The following is a 14,591-nucleotide window of genomic DNA, read 5'->3' as shown; positions in this document are numbered from 1 at the left end:
ATCGGCGAACCGGTCCCCGTCGGATGCCACCGCCGTGCTCTTGGTGGACATCGCGCTGACACAGCTGCCGAACCAGTAGTGGTGGCCGGGCTGGCCCGCGATCGGCGACTGGGTGACGGAGTGGTCGCCGCAGCCGCTGGCCATCATGTTCACGAGCACAGCGATCACACTCACCAAACACACAACCACGCGACCCGTCGCCACGACGAACACATCGGTTCAATGGGAAATCAGAGAGTGATTGCCAAGGGTTGTGGGTGGGGGTCGAATGCGTCCGTCGATGAGATCGATAGCCTGCCTCCACGGTTGCGGGCGAGGGGGCCGAGCACATCGGTAACAATCTTGAGGACCAGGGTTGGGTTGCGACGCGTGCCTGGGTGGAGAAGGGGCTGTCCGAGGCAGAACGCATCGAGGATGTCGCGCGGTTGCGTGGCGGCTGGACGTCGGAAATGCGCCGTCTGGACATCTGCGGGCGGGACGGTCGACGGTCGCTGGTCCTGCGGTCTTTCGTCAAGCCCTTCTACGTTCGGCACGCCGAGGGCCTGCTGACCCGCGAGGCAGCCGTTCTGCGCCTGCTCGGCAGCACGGATGTGCCCGCGGCCAGGCTGGTGGCCGTGGACCCGACAGCGCAGTACTGCGACCATCCGTCCTTGCTGATGTCCCTGTTGCCCGGGACCGTGCGCCTGGGCGATGAGGGGACCGACCGGCGTGCCGAACTGTTGGCCCACCAGTTGCTGCGCATCCACCGGCTGCCAGTGACCGCCGAGGCACGGCCGCGCGCGTATCAGGCGTGGACCTCTCCCGAGCGGGTGAGCCCGCCCGAAGACACCGATCACCCTGAACTGTGGCAACGGGCCGTGGACGTGATCCGCCGCGAGCCCCCGGAGTACCGGGCCTGCTTCCTGCACCGGGACTTCCATCCCGGCAATGTCCTCTTCACGGGCGACGGCGACGGTCTGCGGATCAGCGGTGTCGTCGACTGGGTGGAGACCTCCTGGGGGCCGGCCGACCTGGACGTGGCCCACTGCTCGACGGCCCTGGCTCTGCTGCACGGGGTTTCCGCGGGCATGCACTTCGCCGACCGCTACGTTGCGGCGGGAGGGACGCTGGCCGAAGAGCGCGCCGCCCATCTCTACTGGCGCCTGCTGGACGCCCTGGCCTTCGCCCCGGACGCCGAAAAGGTCGCCGTCCCGTGGCGCGAGGTGGGCCGTGCCGATCTGACTCCCACCCTGCTGACCAGGCGGCTGGAGGGATACCTCCAGGCCCTTTTCGCGCGCTACGCCTGAAGCCGGATCGACGGCCTGCGAGCAGGAGCCCTGGCTAGCGGGCCCGTCATGCTGCGAGTTGTTCGGGGCGTTCGACGAGTTGACCGCGTTCGAAGCGGGCTCCGGTGCGGACGAGGGCGACGAGGTGGGGGGCGTTCACGGCCCGCCACCGTTGCTGGGCGGATTCGACGAGTTCGAAGACCACGGCCAGGGCGGCGGTGCGGGAGCCTGCGCCGCGGGTGACCTTGGTCCGCAGCCGGACGGTGGAGAAGGTCGACTCGATCGGGTTCGTGGTGCGCAGGTGGATCCGGTGTTCGGCCGGGAAGTCGTAGAACGCCAGCAGCTGGTCCTGGTCTTCGGTGATCTTCTTGACGGCCTTGGGGAACTTCGTGCCGTAGAGCTTGGAGAAGGTTGTGATCGCAGCCTCGGAGAATGGCCGTGGACCGACGTGTTCATGAGCACCGAGACCAGCAACCTCGTGCTGTCCACACTGTCCGGCGGCATGGTCGGCGTGGGTGACGCGATCGGCAGTGAGAGCACTACCAACCTGGCCCAGACCGTGCGCGCGGACGGCGTGATCGTCAAGCCGGACGCCTCACTGGTGCCGCTGGACTCCGTCTACGCGGCGGTCGCCCAGAACTCCAGCGCCCCCATGGTGGCCGGCACCTACACCGACCACAACGGACTGCGCGACGGCTACGTCTTCGCCTACGCCCGCAACAGCGGCTCGCAGTCGATCAGCTTCACACCGAACAGCCTCGGTGTGGGCGGGGCCGCCTACGTGTACGACTACTTCACCGGCGCCGGCAAGCTCGTGCCGGCCGGCGGCTCGTTCAACGGCACCGTCAGCTCCGACTCGTACTACGTGGTCGCGCCGGTCGGGCGGTCCGGCATCGCGTTCCTCGGCGACGCCGGCAAGTTCGTGTCGCTGGGCAGCAAGCGCGTCTCGCAGCTGTCGGACAACGGGTCCGTGCACGCCACCGTCTCGTTCGCGAGCAACGAGAAGTCGGTGACGCTGCACGGATACGCCCCGTCGGCCCCCAAGGCCACCGCGACCGACGGCGCCGCCGGCACGGTGTCCTACAACTCGTCGACCCACCTGTTCACCGTCAGCGTGACTCCCGGGGCCGATCACAACGCCGTGATCGCGCTCTCCTGAATCGTCGGCGGCGGCCGACGGACGGGCCGGGGACCCGCCACCGGGTCCCCGGCCCGGAGCCGCTGGTCAGCGCCGTCATGCCCCGTCGCGGCCGGCACCAGGGCGGTGTCGACGAACTGCCCGAACCGCACGATCAGGCCCAGCCGTCCCAGTCCCGGGCCAGCTTCGCCATCACGCCAGCGGAAGCCGACGCCGTGCGCCATGGCCGTGCTGTGCTGTCGCACGGACAGGCTGGGGGTCGTTTCAAAGGTGGTCCCGAGGGCGGCGCGTGGAGCAAAGTCGCCAGCTGCTGCGGGCCACGGCAGTCCGTCTGCCGTCGCGCAGGAATTGAAGCGGCTCGGCCTATTGTCCGCCTTGATGGATGGCGTCGAGCCGGGCCAGGTCATCGTGGGTCAGGCGTAGTGCCGCGGCGGCGATATTGTCGGCGAGGTGGCCGAGGTCGCCGGTGCCCGGGATCACCAGCACGTGCGGTCCACGGTGCAGAGCCCATGCCAGGCGGATCTGTGCCGGGCTCGCGTGGTGCGCAGCGGCGATCGCGAGAATCTCCTTGGGCTCTGCGCCGCCGGGCCCGGCTTCGCGGCCGGCACCGGCGATGGCGAAGAACGGGACGAACGCCACGCCCTGCTCGCCGCACGCGCGCACGAACCGGTCTTGCTGGGGCTTGTGGCCGAGGCCGTAGGAGTTCTGCACACACACCACCGGAGCAATCGCCTGGGCCTGGGCAACGTGCTCCGGGCGGGCGTTGGACACGCCGAGGTGGCGGATCAGGCCGGCGTCGCGCAACTCGGCCAGCGCCCCGAAGTGGTCGCTGATGGAGTCCAGGCCGGACAGGCGCAGGTTCACCAGGTCCAGGTGGTCACGGCCGAGTTGGCGCAGGTTCTCCTCGACATCGCCCCGCAGCTGGGCCGGAGTGGCCTGCGGCAGCCATTCGCCGGAGGCGCCCCGGCGCGGCCCGACCTTCGTGGAGATGACCAGATCGTCGGGATACGGCGACAAGGCGCTGTTGATCAGCTCGTTGGCCGAACGGAGCGAGGAGAAGTAGAAGCCGGCGGTGTCGATGTGGTTGACGCCCAGCTCAACCGCACGACGCAGCACCTTGATCGCCTGGCCGCGGTCACCGGGGACGGCTTCGGGTGCGAACGCCGCCCCGCGTTGGGGCAAGCGCATCGCGCCGAACCCGACCCGGTTGACCGTCACGTCCCCGAGCGTCCAGGTCCCCGCGGCCGCCGCGTCGATCGTCTCAGAACCCATTTGTGTCCTTGTCTGTATGGCCGGCGAAGCTGTCGAGCATGGCGGCGAGGCCGAGGGCGAAGTGCCGGTCGACGCCCGCGTCGTCGGCGCTGCGCGCGAGCAGGTTGTACTCCGGCGAGTCCACCGGTCGTTTCCGACTGCGTCGCTCGCCGCCTAATTGGAGCACGGCGAGGGTGAGGACGTGGCCGATCGTGAATTCCCACAGGCAGCGCAGGACGCGCAGAGCGTCGCCCGGAGTGAAGCCGGCCTCGGTCATGAGTTCGATCATGCGGTTGCGGTCTCGATCGCCGCTGGTGAGCGGATCGGGCGGGTGGTGAAGATGGTGACCGCGTGCGGGTGGGCGAGCAGCATGTCCCGCAGGCGGCGGGTGTACTGCTGCTGTCTTGGGAGGGTACGTCCGACATTTCGGCAACCACCGGCCACACCAGGACGTCGAGCAACAGCCACCGAACCATGATCCAGCGAGCGTCATGCCGCTGGACGCTCCGATCACACGCCGGAAGGTCCTCGGCGGCGTGATCGACGAGTACCGGCGAGCCGCCTGACCTGACCGGCGAACTCCTGATCATCGCCTACGCATGAACTTTTGGCACGATACACGCGGTGAGTGCGTTGACGGCGGCGGTGGCCTGGTCGCGTTCGCCAGTTGGGAATCCCCGTGCCCGGCCACTCTTTGTGGCCGGGCAGGCCGGGTCAACCAACGAGAGTCGGAAGATCTCAGCCGATCAGGTAGCTGTAGGGAACCGCACGTAGCTCGTCCCCGGTGAAGGCAAAGGCATTCTGATCGTCCACATAGAGCACACCGGACACCAGCGTCCCCGGTGCGGCCTTGGGCGTGATGGTGACCGTGATCGTGCCGGACTGGCCGGGGGCCAGCACCAGCGGCGTGAGCGCCGGCGGCTCCGGCCGCACGGCCAGCAGCCAGGCGTCGCCTGTGCTCGACGTCACGCTGCCGTCGAACAGTTGCGTGTGCGCGGTGAGCGAGAAATCGACCGTGCCGGTGCGACCGCTCGGATTCGGCCCGACAGTGGCCGCGCCCAGCACCCAGGTTCCGGTCTGCACCTCGGTCGCACTGTACTTGGCGGTCGGCCGCCCGAGCGCCTCCGGCAGTTGGCTGTCGGCGACGAGGTCCGCCTCGACCGGCACGCTCGACGTCGCGGTTCCCGCGATCGACGTAGTGCCGGGCGGCACGGTGTAGGCGACCGGGCCGGCCAACGGCAGAGGCAACCCCTGCGCCGGTCGATCACCGACCAGGTCGATGTCGCCCAGCGCGGAAGTCCGAGGGTCCACGAAGAACGATTCGGTGGCGACGCCGGTGTTGCGCACGTGAACGGCCACCGTCGCGGGTTTGCCGGCCGGCAGCGTCGCCGGCACGGCCCCGACCTGGACATCGAGCGAGTTCAGCCGCAGCTGGCCGGAGAACCGTTGCGTCAGCGCGACCCCGGACGAGGGATTGTGCAGCTCCAGCACGAAGGTCCAGCGCCCGGGCTGCGGATCCCGTCGATACGACTGGATCGAGCTCGCGAACGCCGTCGGCCGGCCGTTGTCGTCCACAGCCGTGACGTTGTCGGTCCGGCTGGCGATCTGGTGATCCGGTCCGATCAGGTAACCGGTCAACTGGTCGTGCGCGGCACCGGGGAGGGTGATGCCGATGCCGACGTCCCGCTGCCCGGCCATGACGTCGAACCGATAGTTGACGTTCTGCGCCGCGATGCCCGCACGCCCGTTGCCGCCGGTCAACACGCCGTCGAAGGAACCGGTCACCAGACTGCGCAACGTCAGCGGCACCGCGAGCCGATGCTGAGGAGTACTCAACACGGTCGCCGCGTCCAGGTCGCCAGGGCTGGTCGGCGTCGCCACGGCGACCGTGAACGTCCCGGTCCGGCCCGGCGCCAGCGTCAGGCTCGCAGGCGACACGGCGCCGAGCGGCGCGTAGGCCGAGGAGCGGAAGTCGAACTTGATCGTGCCGTTGAACTTCCTCGCCACCGAGCTGTCGAAGATCGCCGTCCAGGTGCCCGCCGCCGGCGAGTGCACCTCGGCGTGCCCGAAGCCGGTGGTGCCCTGCACGGCGGAGAAGGCGCTGAGCTGGCCGGTCGGCGACAACAGCCGCAGGTTCACCAGATTCGGCGGGAACGCCATCGTCGCGTCGAGGTGGTCGACGCCGGCCGGCACGGTGAACGTCGTGGTGGCGAACGCGAAGGTCGTGCCGGATCCGCTCGTCCAGCGCGGCGTGCTCGGTGAGGTCACGTCCAGCGTGACGCTGCCGGACTGGTCCGACACGGTCCTGCTCAGCACTCGGTTCGCCGCCGTCACCGTCTGCGTCCCCGCGCCCACGTTGGTGACCTCCAGCCGCAGTTGTCGGGCGGCGCCGGGCTTCGCGGTCGCGGACAACTGGGTCTGCTTGACGAGCAGGTTGTCGCCCTGGGCCGCGGGCCTGCCGTAACCGTCCTGAATGGACATGGCGGCGCGCACCGCCTCATAGGCGTCGAGCACGCCGGTGCCCTGCTGGTCGGACGGGTCCAGGTGATCGGTCGCGGTACTCGTGAGGATCTGCTTGACCAGCGCCGGACTCGGCGAGCTGCCGCCGTGCGTCTGCCGGTACGCCTGGATCACCAGAGCGACCGCGCCCGCGGTGATCGGCGCAGACTGGCTCGTGCCACCGAAGGTGATGACCGGTGAAGGCTTGCCGTTGAAGTTCACGCAGCCGGTGAACCTCGTCGTGTCCGGCGTGCACACCGCCCAGCCGTCGTTGCCCGGGGCCACCAGATCGTCCACCTGACCGCCCTCGGTGACGCCGCCGGAGCTGAGCGCCGAGACGTTGTCGCTGACGAACCCCTTGAGCCCCGGCATGTTCCGCTGCGTCTGGGCGAACAGCCGCAGCGAGGTGGACGCGCCGACACTGAGCACGGCCGGATCGCCCGCCGGATCGCCGACGGTGCCGGCGACGCCGGCGTCGCCGCTGGCCGTCGTCACGGTCACGCCTGCCCGCACCGCCGCCTGGTTGGCCAGCGAGAACGGGTCGTTGTGCGGATCCGGGTAGGGGTTCGTGCCCAGCGACTCGTTGAGCACGTCCACCTTGTCGACGTTCACCGCGTAGTCGATGGCCTGCACGATCGTCGAGGTGTTGGCGGAGCCGTCCGAGGTCTCCACCTTCAGCCCGACCAGGGAGGCGTCCGGGGCCATGCCCCGCACCCGGATCGTGCAGCCCGCCGGCAGCGGTGACGCCGGATTCACGAACTGGCTGAGGTCGTAGCTCTGCCGGCCCTGCGCGGCGATCGCGCTCGCGTCGCCGAACGCCTCGGCGGCATCGGTCGGCACGTTCGGTCCGTCGCCGCCGAAGTCCTGGTAGTCGGCGAACACCGAACTGCCGTCGGCCCGGGTGAACTCCGGGTTGTGCACGTCGACACCGTCGGCGAGGAAGCCGACCTTCACGCCCTTGCCGGTGGCGAGGGTCTGCGCCCGCACGGCGTCGGTCAGCCCCAACGCCTCCGGTTCGAGCTGTGGTTTGCCGGGATCGCTGGGGCAGACCCCCGGCGGCGCCTCGGCGGCCGACGCCCGCCCCGGGCCGCCCGACCCGACGGGCGTCGACGGGCGTCGCACCTTCACCGGCAGGTCGGGCATCACCGCCCGGACCCGCGGATCCGACGCGAGCCGCGATCGCGCGGCGATGTCGACGGTGGCGGCGTACCCGTTGATCAGTCCCAGCCGCCGCACCGCCGAACCGGGCAACGAGGAACCGAACGGAGAAGGCACCGACTGGTCGGCCATCAGCACGATGACCGGCTGTGGGGAATCCTGGGCTGCCCCGGCCGGAACGGCCAGCAGCGGCAGCGCGAGCAGGGATGCGAGAAGACCTGGACCCAACCGAGGCATGACCGGCACCTTGGTCCGTCACCGCCCCGGTTGTCGTCCTCCGTGCCGGGAATCTGGCCGGAAGTTACTCCTCGTCGCCGGACGCTCACCCGCTGCCCACGATTCCGGCATCCGGCGGGGCGATCGAGGTGACGCCGGGCAGGGTCAGCCCGGGAACGCTCCCATCGTTGGTCAGGGCCACGCGGATCTCGTCCCGGTGCACCCCAGTCGCCATCACCCTTCAACAGATCCTGAACGGTGGCCATAAGACGCGGCGACCCCGCACACCACACGCCACACGCCACACGCCACACGCCACACGCCACACGCCACACGCCACACGCCACACGCCACACGCCACAACGAGTGTGCAGCGGAACCGGCGTCACCAGAGCGTCGCGACGCGTTCGACTCAGGGATGGTGTGCGCGGAGACCGTCGACGAGGATCGACAGCAACCGCGGCCCTCGCGCGTCGAGTTCGGCGTCGTCCAGCCGTGACAACCAGCTGATGAGCACGATCACGTCACGGGCTACGGCATCGGCGCGGATGCTGCCGGCCGAGCGACCGGCGGCCAGCAGCAGTTCCACCGCTTCACCGATCGGGCCGAGGCTGTGGGCGGCGAGGTCGTGCCACGTCGCCGCCTCGACGGCGGCGAACACATCGCGCTTGACCCGGGCGTAGGCGGCGACCCGGTCGAACCACGCCGCCAACGCGTCCACCGGCTCGTGAGTTGCCAGCAGCTGCGGAGCCGCGGCGACAAGGTCGTCCACCTCATGGCGGTACACCTCGGCGAGGAGGTCCTCACGTGTCGGGAAGTGTCGGTACAGCGTGCCCTGCCCGATGCCGCAGGCCTTCGCGACCGCGTTGAGCTTCAGCTCTCCCGTCTGGTGTACGAGATCGCGCGCCGTCTGAAGGATCCGCTCGCGGTTGCGCTGTGCGTCCGCACGCCGCGTTCCGCCGCTCTCGACCGAAGCGGACACGTGTCCGCTATGGTTGTCTGGATAACCGGACATGTGTCCGATCCTAGTCGGAGGACCTTCATGACCATCCACGGCAAGGTCGTCGCCATCACCGGCGCCAGCAGCGGAATCGGTGCGGCCACGGCTCGCCACCTCGCCGCAGTCGGTGCGGCCGTCGTCCTCGGCGCCCGCCGCACCGACCGGCTGGACCGGCTGGTCGCCGAGATCGAAGCCGCCGGCGGTCAGGCGGCCGCCACGCGAGTGGACGTCACCCGTCCCGGCGACCTCCACTCGCTCGTCGCGATGGCAGTCGAACGCTTCGGCCGTCTGGACGTCCTGGTGGGCAACGCCGGGATCGCCAGGACCAGTCCCGTTGCCGATCTGGACGTCAAGGGCTGGTCGGCAATGGTCGACGTGAACGTCAAGGGGATCCTGCACGGGATCGCCGCTGCCCTGCCGGTGTTCCGCCGTCAGGGCAGCGGTCACCTCGTCACCGTTGTCTCGACCTCGGGACTGAAGATCGTCCCCACCCAAGCGGTGTACGCGGGGACGAAGAATGCGGTACGCACCCTCCTTGAGGGCATGAGACAGGAGAGCACGGACGGGCTTCTGCGGACGACATCGATCTCCCCGGGCTACGTCCGCACCGAGCTTGTCGACAACGCCGTCGACGATCCGGCCGTGCGCGAACAGGCCAGGCAGACCATGGCCGATCTGGGTATCGACCCCATGGCGGTGGCTCGGGCGATCGCATTCGTGATCGACCAACCCGACGACGTCGAAATCGGGGACCTGACCATCCGGCCGACTCGCCAGGGCTGAGCGACTCGCTCATACGGACCGATGTCCCTACTATCCGACGATGATCGAGCGGTTGGCGTGGGTGACGGCACGGGAAGCGCGGGGACTGGACGAGGACGAGCCGATCGCCCTGACCGCACTGGAGCGAACCGGTGTGGTGGTCGATGTCGTGGACTGGAACGACCTCGGCGTGGACTGGTCCGGCTATGACCGGGTGGTGCTGCGCTCGGCCTGGGACTACCCGCAACACCTGCCCGACTTCCTGACCTGGGTCGAGGACGTGGACGCCGTCAGCGAACTGGTGAACCCACCCGCGACGGTGCGGTGGAACCTGGACAAGCAGTACCTCGCCGAGCTGGCGGAGGACGGCGTGTCGATCACCCCGACGGTGTTCGCGCGTCCCGGCGCGACCGCGCGGTTCCCGGACGGCAGGTTCGTCGTGAAGCCGGCCGTGGGCGCGGGCAGCCGCGACGCCGCCTGGTACGGACCCGACGAGCACCACAGCGCGACCGCACACGTCGCCCGACTGCACGCCGCTGGCCTGACGGTCCTGATCCAGCCGTTGTTGGCGTCGGTCGCCCGGCACGGTGAGTGGCCGATGGTGTTCTTCGGCGGAACGTTCAGCCATGCCGCGAGCAAACGGGTCACCCTGCCCCGGGCCGGGGCGGTGGAGGCCCTGTTCGCGGCCGAGACCAATTCCGGGCACAGCGCGTCGCCCGACCAGATTTCCGTTGCCACTGCGGCAGTGGAGTCCGTCGCGCGTCGGTTGGGCACGCCGACCTACGCCCGGGTGGATCTCGTCCGTGACGACAACGACCGCTACTGCGTGCTGGAGGTCGAGTTGATCGAGCCGTCGCTGTTCCTGCCGTTCGCCGACGCCACTGCCGTGGACCGGTTCGCCGAAGCCCTGGTCGGCTCGCCGGGCTGACAGCCCGACTTCCCCCGGCGCGCAGGCCAGGGCCGCCGATGAGGCTGATCCCGATGGCGAGCCCGATGAGTGCCGAGCCGCCGCGACCGGAGCCCTGAAAGCAGGTCGGCCGCCTCGGCGGAGTCAGCGGCGGCTCAGCTCCAGGTCCAGCGGATCTCGACGACGCCGGGCCCGAACCCGTTGGCCAGTGCGTGCACCCGGCAGTCACTGTCCACCGTCAGGGCCCGGCGCGTCGCCGGTTGCGAATGGTTCTCCGGCTCAGCCACCTGCTCACACCGGACAGGCAGGGTGTCCGGGTCGAAGTCGACCTCCAGCAAGCACTCTCGAGTCGGGTGCCGCAGCGACCGGCCGTAGCAGTCCTCGGCACCGTCCGGCGCCGGCGCCAGTCGGCGCAGTTCATGCTCCGTGACGATGGTTTCGCCGCATTCGAGAGGCCGGGTGAACAGGAGTTCGGCGACGAGCACCGCGGCGGCGGGATCGCGGACCACGTGGCCGACGCGGCAGCCGCGCAGCGCCACCAACTGCGGCAGCGGTTGGCTGGTGTCGTGCCAGAACGCGATCACGAACCGGTCCGCGCCGTCCTCGGTCGCCCGCAGCACCTGGCGGACCAGCAGGGACTCCTTGGCCCGATCCGGCCCGATCCGGCACCGATCGTGCTGACTCAGCCGCATCAGCCGCTCGTCGGATCTCATGTCGACCTCGCCGAGGAGCTCCCGCACCCGACCGCCTTTGCTGAACGACGCGGCGACCGGCGACATGCGCGACTCCACCGTGGGCCGGCCGCCGCGATAGGCCGGCTTGGCCAGCAGGCGCAGCGACCCGGACTCCAGCCCGAGCACATCCTCCAGGTGACCGACGACAACGAGGGAACCCCGGCGAGTGGGCATGCTCCGACCGGACCGCCAATGGCTGAGCGTGCTGACGGCAAGCACGCCGCCACGTGCGGCGACCGCATCGGCGACGCGCTCCAGCGTCAGCCCGCTGCGCGCGATGGCGTCACTCAGCACGTCCGAGAAGCGGATCGCCGGCCTCCTTCGACTGGAAGGTGGACCAGGTTTGCCCGCCGGCCAACACGGGTCAACAGCGTTCCCAATCTATAGGACGACAACGCGCGGAAGTCGATCACTGGAACCGGTTGGCCGGGCCGACGACGCCGTGGAGTGCCGGTTCACGGTCGATTGAGGACCGACACCAGGGCTTTCCACGACACTCGGCGATGTTCACGGCGCCTGCCATGACGGCGAGGACGACGACGGCCGGCGCGTCGAACGCGTGAGAGTGCGGGTTCCGCCGGCCGTCGACGGGTGTATCCATTCGGATCTCTCATTGCACGAGGCGCAATGAGAAGACGCCGGCGCCGGAAGGTCGACGACGTCAAGAACTCGAACCGGCGTGGACCGACGACCAGTCGGCTGCGACTTCCTTGGAGAAAAGAGATACCTCTTCGGCCACCGAGCGGCTTCACCAGCGTGGGCGTCGCGCACAGCGGGTGGTCGGCCCGGTGATCGCGGTGGCGACCACAGCCTGGCGGTCCTGTCGCCGGGTGCGCGGGCCGCAGCGACCCCGGCAGCTTCCGTGCCGCCGGCCCGGCTGAACCCGTTCTGGATCAGCCGTACATCCGAGGCGGCCATCATGTGCGTCGGCTGCCACCGTGACCGTCGTGCGGCGAGACCAAGCCAGCCGGACGGCATGGAGCGTGCCGATCAGCCGGCGCGCCGGGTGCTCGTGTCCCTGCCGAGCATCCGGCGCGCCAACCACCGCTCCGTCCGGCGTCGGACCGACCGGGGCCGGCAGAGCCAGCCCAGCGGGTACATCTGGAACTCGCACACGGACCCGCGCCAATGGTCGACACGACCCAGGCGGCCATACGGGCTGGCACGTCCGGCCTTTCGGCGAAACGGTTTCCAGCCGTCCTCCGGCTCACGACGCGGGCGAAAGGGTCGCGTCGTCGCCGGCGTGGGTCAAGAGCGGTGTCAACGTATGAGATGACAGGAACGGGTGCGACCGTCCGCTTCGGACAGCGCTATTGACAACGGAAAGAGCCGGCGTTCTGATGGAACACCTCCGCATGTGGTCCAGACCACCATGCGCCCTGTTGAGGAGTGTTCACATGACATCACGTCCCCGGACCCTCGCCTCGGTGGCCGCCCTGGCAGCCTCGCGTGGGGAAAGTCTCCTGTGGTCCATGGACGTCATTGGGGGAGGCGTGGCCGCCATGAGCGCCTCCTGAAGATCAGCTACGCGCCGTGGACTCCGCGTCGACGGCCCGAGGTGGGCAAGCCGGAGATGGCTCCATCCTGGACCAGCCAGAAGCAGGGGCGCGGTCGAGGAACCGGCGGCACGCACGGCCTCGCGGTCCGCGGTCTCGCGGCATTGGGACCACAAGACGACGCTGCCCGGTCGGGAGTGCTGCAGTGCGTGAGCGATGCTGGCCGACGGCGTGGCGGCACCGAGAACGCGGACGGGCACACCTACCTCGATCAAGGCCGCGGCCAACGCCTCGACCGGCAGTGTGTGGTGTTCGCCGGGTACGCATGCCAGTAACACCGGTCGGGTGGACGCCGTCGGGGGCGGCCCCACGACGCGGTGCAGTGCGGCAAGCACGGCCCAGGACAAGACATGTTCACCGTCCACACAGGCGGGGTTGGCCGCTTGCGCGGCGTCCACGGCGATCAACGCCGGACGGCACAGCGTGTCCCACGCCATGACCACCCCGTTCGCGGAAATCGCGTCGGCGACGAGCGCCACGCATCGTGCGGTGTCCAAGTCCTGCGCGGCATGGACGAGCGTGCCCACATCGACGCTGCCGTTCGCACCGCGCGTCTGGGTGATCGCGCGAGCGGCTTCGGACGGGAGCATGCCCGTCGCGATCAAGTCCCGCATGCGTCGCAGCCGAGCCACGTCACCCCGCGTGTAGCGCCGGTATCGGCCGGGAGCGCCGTGAGGTTCCACACCGTAGCGGCGGTGCCACGACCGTAGCGTCGACTCAGCGATCTGGAGATGGCGTGCCACAGCACCGGCACTCCACGCGGCCTCCGGTTCCCGGTCTTCCGCAGTCATGCCGTGAAGTCGGCAGGGGTCGCCTCGTGCCCGGATCGGCCGTGGGTGCGACGATCGTGCTTCATCTGCGCCTCGTACACATGCCGGCGACCGCCGACCAGGCTCCGGCCCTCGCGTTCCAGTTCGCTGAACAGCCGGTGGTAGTCATCGTCGTACTCCTCGACGATCTGGAAGGTCCATCGGCCGGGCAACACGTTGCGACCGATCAATTCCGTCACCAGCTTGTCTGCGAGCGCGCCTTGGCCGGCGTCGCGCAGCTGGTTCACGGCCTGCTCAGCCACCGCGTCGGCGTGCCCGGTCAGGCGATGGAAGGCGTACAGGTGTCCCCTGGCTTCTTCGGCCGCCTCCCACGCCTCGGACAACTTGCCGACAGCCCGCACGAGCGCCACGTCGTAGGTCGGGCCGCCGTTCTCCCCTGTCTGCTCACCGATGCTGGTCATGACCGTCGAATACCCAGATTCCACCACGTGATGCACAACCGATGCGCGTCCTCGCCCACGTCTCGGCACCGTCGAGTGTGGCTCGCTTCTCGCCGGGTACACCGATGCTGAACGCGATGCGCAAACGATGCGTGATGAGCATTCCTCACCACGCGACTCGACCAAGCGAAGGAGAGCGTGTGAGCACCATCACCGAGTCCGTCGATGTGTCCGTGCCAGTGTCGACCGCGTACAACCAGTGGACGCAGTTCGAGTCGTTCCCCCAGTTCATGGACGGCGTCCGAGAAATCCGTCAACTCGATGACACCCACACGCACTGGGTCACGCAGGTCGGTGGCGTTACGCGCGAGTTCGACGCGACCATCACCGAGCAGCGGCCCGACGAGCGTGTCGCGTGGAAGTCGGACAGCGGACCTACTCACGCCGGCGTCATCACCTTCCACCGGCTGGACAACACGACGACGCGGGTGACCGCCCAGATGGACATCGATCCTGAAGGCTTCGTCGAGCAGATAGGCGACAAACTCGGCCTTCTCAACCACCGAGTCAACGCAGACATGAAGCGGTTCAAGGAGTTCATCGAAGGCCACGGGCGGGAGACCGGCGCCTGGCGAGACCGCGTCGAACGACCGGACCAGCACTGATCCTCGATATCGACGGGCGGTCGGCGCGGCTTTCGACCTCGCCGACCGCCCCGGAGGCACTCAGCGTCAACCACGCACAGGCCGCATCTGAAGGGCCACGAGGACGTCGTCGAGTTCAACCTCCAGGCGAGGAGTCCTTGGACGCCGTGGAAGCAACGATTGCGGGCCGCGGGAGTGTCAGTCACCAGTCCGGTCACCCGCACCGGTTCGGCCGGCAGCTGCAACCCGCC

General features: G+C 69.2%; 14 protein-coding genes and 1 pseudogene. 5 read left to right on the top strand and 10 right to left on the bottom strand.

The features are described 5' to 3' along the window. The first annotated feature begins 377 nt into the window (after positions 1 to 377). Positions 378 to 1,286, top strand: coding sequence for a phosphotransferase family protein (locus tag BCF44_RS22260; protein WP_211353154.1), 909 nt, complete (start codon positions 378 to 380; stop codon positions 1,284 to 1,286). 46 nt (positions 1,287 to 1,332) lie between these two features. On the opposite strand, the pseudogene BCF44_RS22255 reads toward BCF44_RS22260, so the two are convergent. Next, positions 1,333 to 1,695: pseudogene (locus tag BCF44_RS22255) on the bottom strand (transposase); the annotation flags it as partial. Between the two features lie 24 nt (positions 1,696 to 1,719). Here BCF44_RS22255 and BCF44_RS22250 point away from each other — a divergent pair. Then, positions 1,720 to 2,424, top strand: coding sequence for a hypothetical protein (locus BCF44_RS22250; protein ID WP_147328582.1), 705 nt, complete (start codon positions 1,720 to 1,722; stop codon positions 2,422 to 2,424). Here BCF44_RS22250 and BCF44_RS22245 read toward each other — a convergent pair. From BCF44_RS22245 to BCF44_RS22225, 6 genes are all read right to left on the bottom strand, one after another. Beyond that, positions 2,397 to 2,648 carry a hypothetical protein gene (locus tag BCF44_RS22245; protein WP_170217678.1) on the bottom strand — a complete coding sequence of 84 codons (252 nt, stop codon included), beginning with the start codon at positions 2,646 to 2,648 and terminating at the stop codon, positions 2,397 to 2,399. The genes BCF44_RS22250 and BCF44_RS22245 overlap by 28 nt on opposite strands. Positions 2,649 to 2,766: 118 nt before the next feature. Continuing rightward, complete coding sequence (locus BCF44_RS22240; protein WP_116176271.1) at positions 2,767 to 3,675, bottom strand: oxidoreductase; 909 nt, start codon at positions 3,673 to 3,675, stop codon at positions 2,767 to 2,769. Further along, complete coding sequence (locus tag BCF44_RS55590; protein WP_281283141.1) at positions 3,665 to 3,943, bottom strand: TetR/AcrR family transcriptional regulator C-terminal domain-containing protein; 279 nt, start codon at positions 3,941 to 3,943, stop codon at positions 3,665 to 3,667. Before BCF44_RS55590 ends, BCF44_RS22240 begins: the two co-directional genes overlap by 11 nt. Before the next feature lie 449 nt (positions 3,944 to 4,392). Beyond that, positions 4,393 to 7,548: a S8 family serine peptidase gene (locus tag BCF44_RS22230; RefSeq protein ID WP_116176269.1), complete on the bottom strand. Its 3,156-nt coding sequence runs from the start codon at positions 7,546 to 7,548 to the stop codon at positions 4,393 to 4,395. A gap of 85 nt (positions 7,549 to 7,633) precedes the next feature. Then, complete coding sequence (locus BCF44_RS58575; RefSeq protein ID WP_281283140.1) at positions 7,634 to 7,762, bottom strand: hypothetical protein; 129 nt, start codon at positions 7,760 to 7,762, stop codon at positions 7,634 to 7,636. A gap of 177 nt (positions 7,763 to 7,939) precedes the next feature. Further along, the gene (locus tag BCF44_RS22225) at positions 7,940 to 8,509 is read right to left on the bottom strand and encodes a TetR/AcrR family transcriptional regulator (protein WP_116176268.1); all 570 of its coding nucleotides are present in this window, start codon (positions 8,507 to 8,509) and stop codon (positions 7,940 to 7,942) included. 60 nt (positions 8,510 to 8,569) lie between these two features. Between BCF44_RS22225 and BCF44_RS22220 the strand changes: the two genes are divergently transcribed. Both BCF44_RS22220 and BCF44_RS22215 read left to right on the top strand, forming a co-directional pair. Next, positions 8,570 to 9,310 (top strand): SDR family oxidoreductase, encoded by a 741-nt coding sequence (locus BCF44_RS22220; protein WP_116176267.1) that lies wholly within the window; start codon positions 8,570 to 8,572, stop codon positions 9,308 to 9,310. A 40-nt stretch (positions 9,311 to 9,350) separates the two neighbouring features. After that, a complete protein-coding gene (locus BCF44_RS22215; protein ID WP_116176266.1) occupies positions 9,351 to 10,217 on the top strand; it encodes an ATP-grasp domain-containing protein in 867 nt (288 codons plus the stop codon). Positions 10,218 to 10,351: 134 nt separating this feature from the next. Here BCF44_RS22215 and BCF44_RS22210 read toward each other — a convergent pair whose 3' ends face one another. The 3 genes from BCF44_RS22210 to BCF44_RS22195 form a co-directional block, all read right to left on the bottom strand. Then, positions 10,352 to 11,224, bottom strand: a complete 873-nt coding sequence (locus BCF44_RS22210) for a hypothetical protein (RefSeq protein ID WP_116176265.1) — start codon at positions 11,222 to 11,224, stop codon at positions 10,352 to 10,354. 1,099 nt (positions 11,225 to 12,323) lie between these two features. Further along, the gene (locus tag BCF44_RS22200) at positions 12,324 to 13,277 is read right to left on the bottom strand and encodes a MerR family transcriptional regulator (RefSeq protein ID WP_116176263.1); all 954 of its coding nucleotides are present in this window, start codon (positions 13,275 to 13,277) and stop codon (positions 12,324 to 12,326) included. Then, complete coding sequence (locus BCF44_RS22195; protein WP_116176262.1) at positions 13,274 to 13,717, bottom strand: hypothetical protein; 444 nt, start codon at positions 13,715 to 13,717, stop codon at positions 13,274 to 13,276. Before BCF44_RS22195 ends, BCF44_RS22200 begins: the two co-directional genes overlap by 4 nt. Before the next feature lie 179 nt (positions 13,718 to 13,896). On the opposite strand from BCF44_RS22195, the gene BCF44_RS22190 reads away from it, so the two are divergent. Continuing rightward, positions 13,897 to 14,361 carry an SRPBCC family protein gene (locus BCF44_RS22190; protein ID WP_116176261.1) on the top strand — a complete coding sequence of 155 codons (465 nt, stop codon included), beginning with the start codon at positions 13,897 to 13,899 and terminating at the stop codon, positions 14,359 to 14,361. Positions 14,362 to 14,591: the final 230 nt, after the last annotated feature.

It is taken from the genome of Kutzneria buriramensis, from assembly GCF_003387475.1.
Taxonomy (GTDB): Bacteria; Actinomycetota; Actinomycetes; order Mycobacteriales; family Pseudonocardiaceae; genus Kutzneria; species Kutzneria buriramensis.
Note: the sequence above shows the minus strand (reverse complement) of the source record. Positions and strands in the feature narration are given on the sequence as shown.

Coding starts and splice junctions, on each gene's coding strand:
- BCF44_RS22250 (WP_147328582.1), top strand. CDS start 1,720: ATGAGCACCGAGACCAGCAACCTCGTGCTGTCCACACTGTCCGGCGGC.
- BCF44_RS22240 (WP_116176271.1), bottom strand. CDS start 3,675: ATGGGTTCTGAGACGATCGACGCGGCGGCCGCGGGGACCTGGACGCTC.
- BCF44_RS55590 (WP_281283141.1), bottom strand. CDS start 3,943: ATGATCGAACTCATGACCGAGGCCGGCTTCACTCCGGGCGACGCTCTG.
- BCF44_RS22230 (WP_116176269.1), bottom strand. CDS start 7,548: ATGCCTCGGTTGGGTCCAGGTCTTCTCGCATCCCTGCTCGCGCTGCCG.
- BCF44_RS58575 (WP_281283140.1), bottom strand. CDS start 7,762: ATGGCGACTGGGGTGCACCGGGACGAGATCCGCGTGGCCCTGACCAAC.
- BCF44_RS22220 (WP_116176267.1), top strand. CDS start 8,570: ATGACCATCCACGGCAAGGTCGTCGCCATCACCGGCGCCAGCAGCGGA.
- BCF44_RS22215 (WP_116176266.1), top strand. CDS start 9,351: ATGATCGAGCGGTTGGCGTGGGTGACGGCACGGGAAGCGCGGGGACTG.
- BCF44_RS22200 (WP_116176263.1), bottom strand. CDS start 13,277: ATGACTGCGGAAGACCGGGAACCGGAGGCCGCGTGGAGTGCCGGTGCT.
- BCF44_RS22195 (WP_116176262.1), bottom strand. CDS start 13,717: ATGACCAGCATCGGTGAGCAGACAGGGGAGAACGGCGGCCCGACCTAC.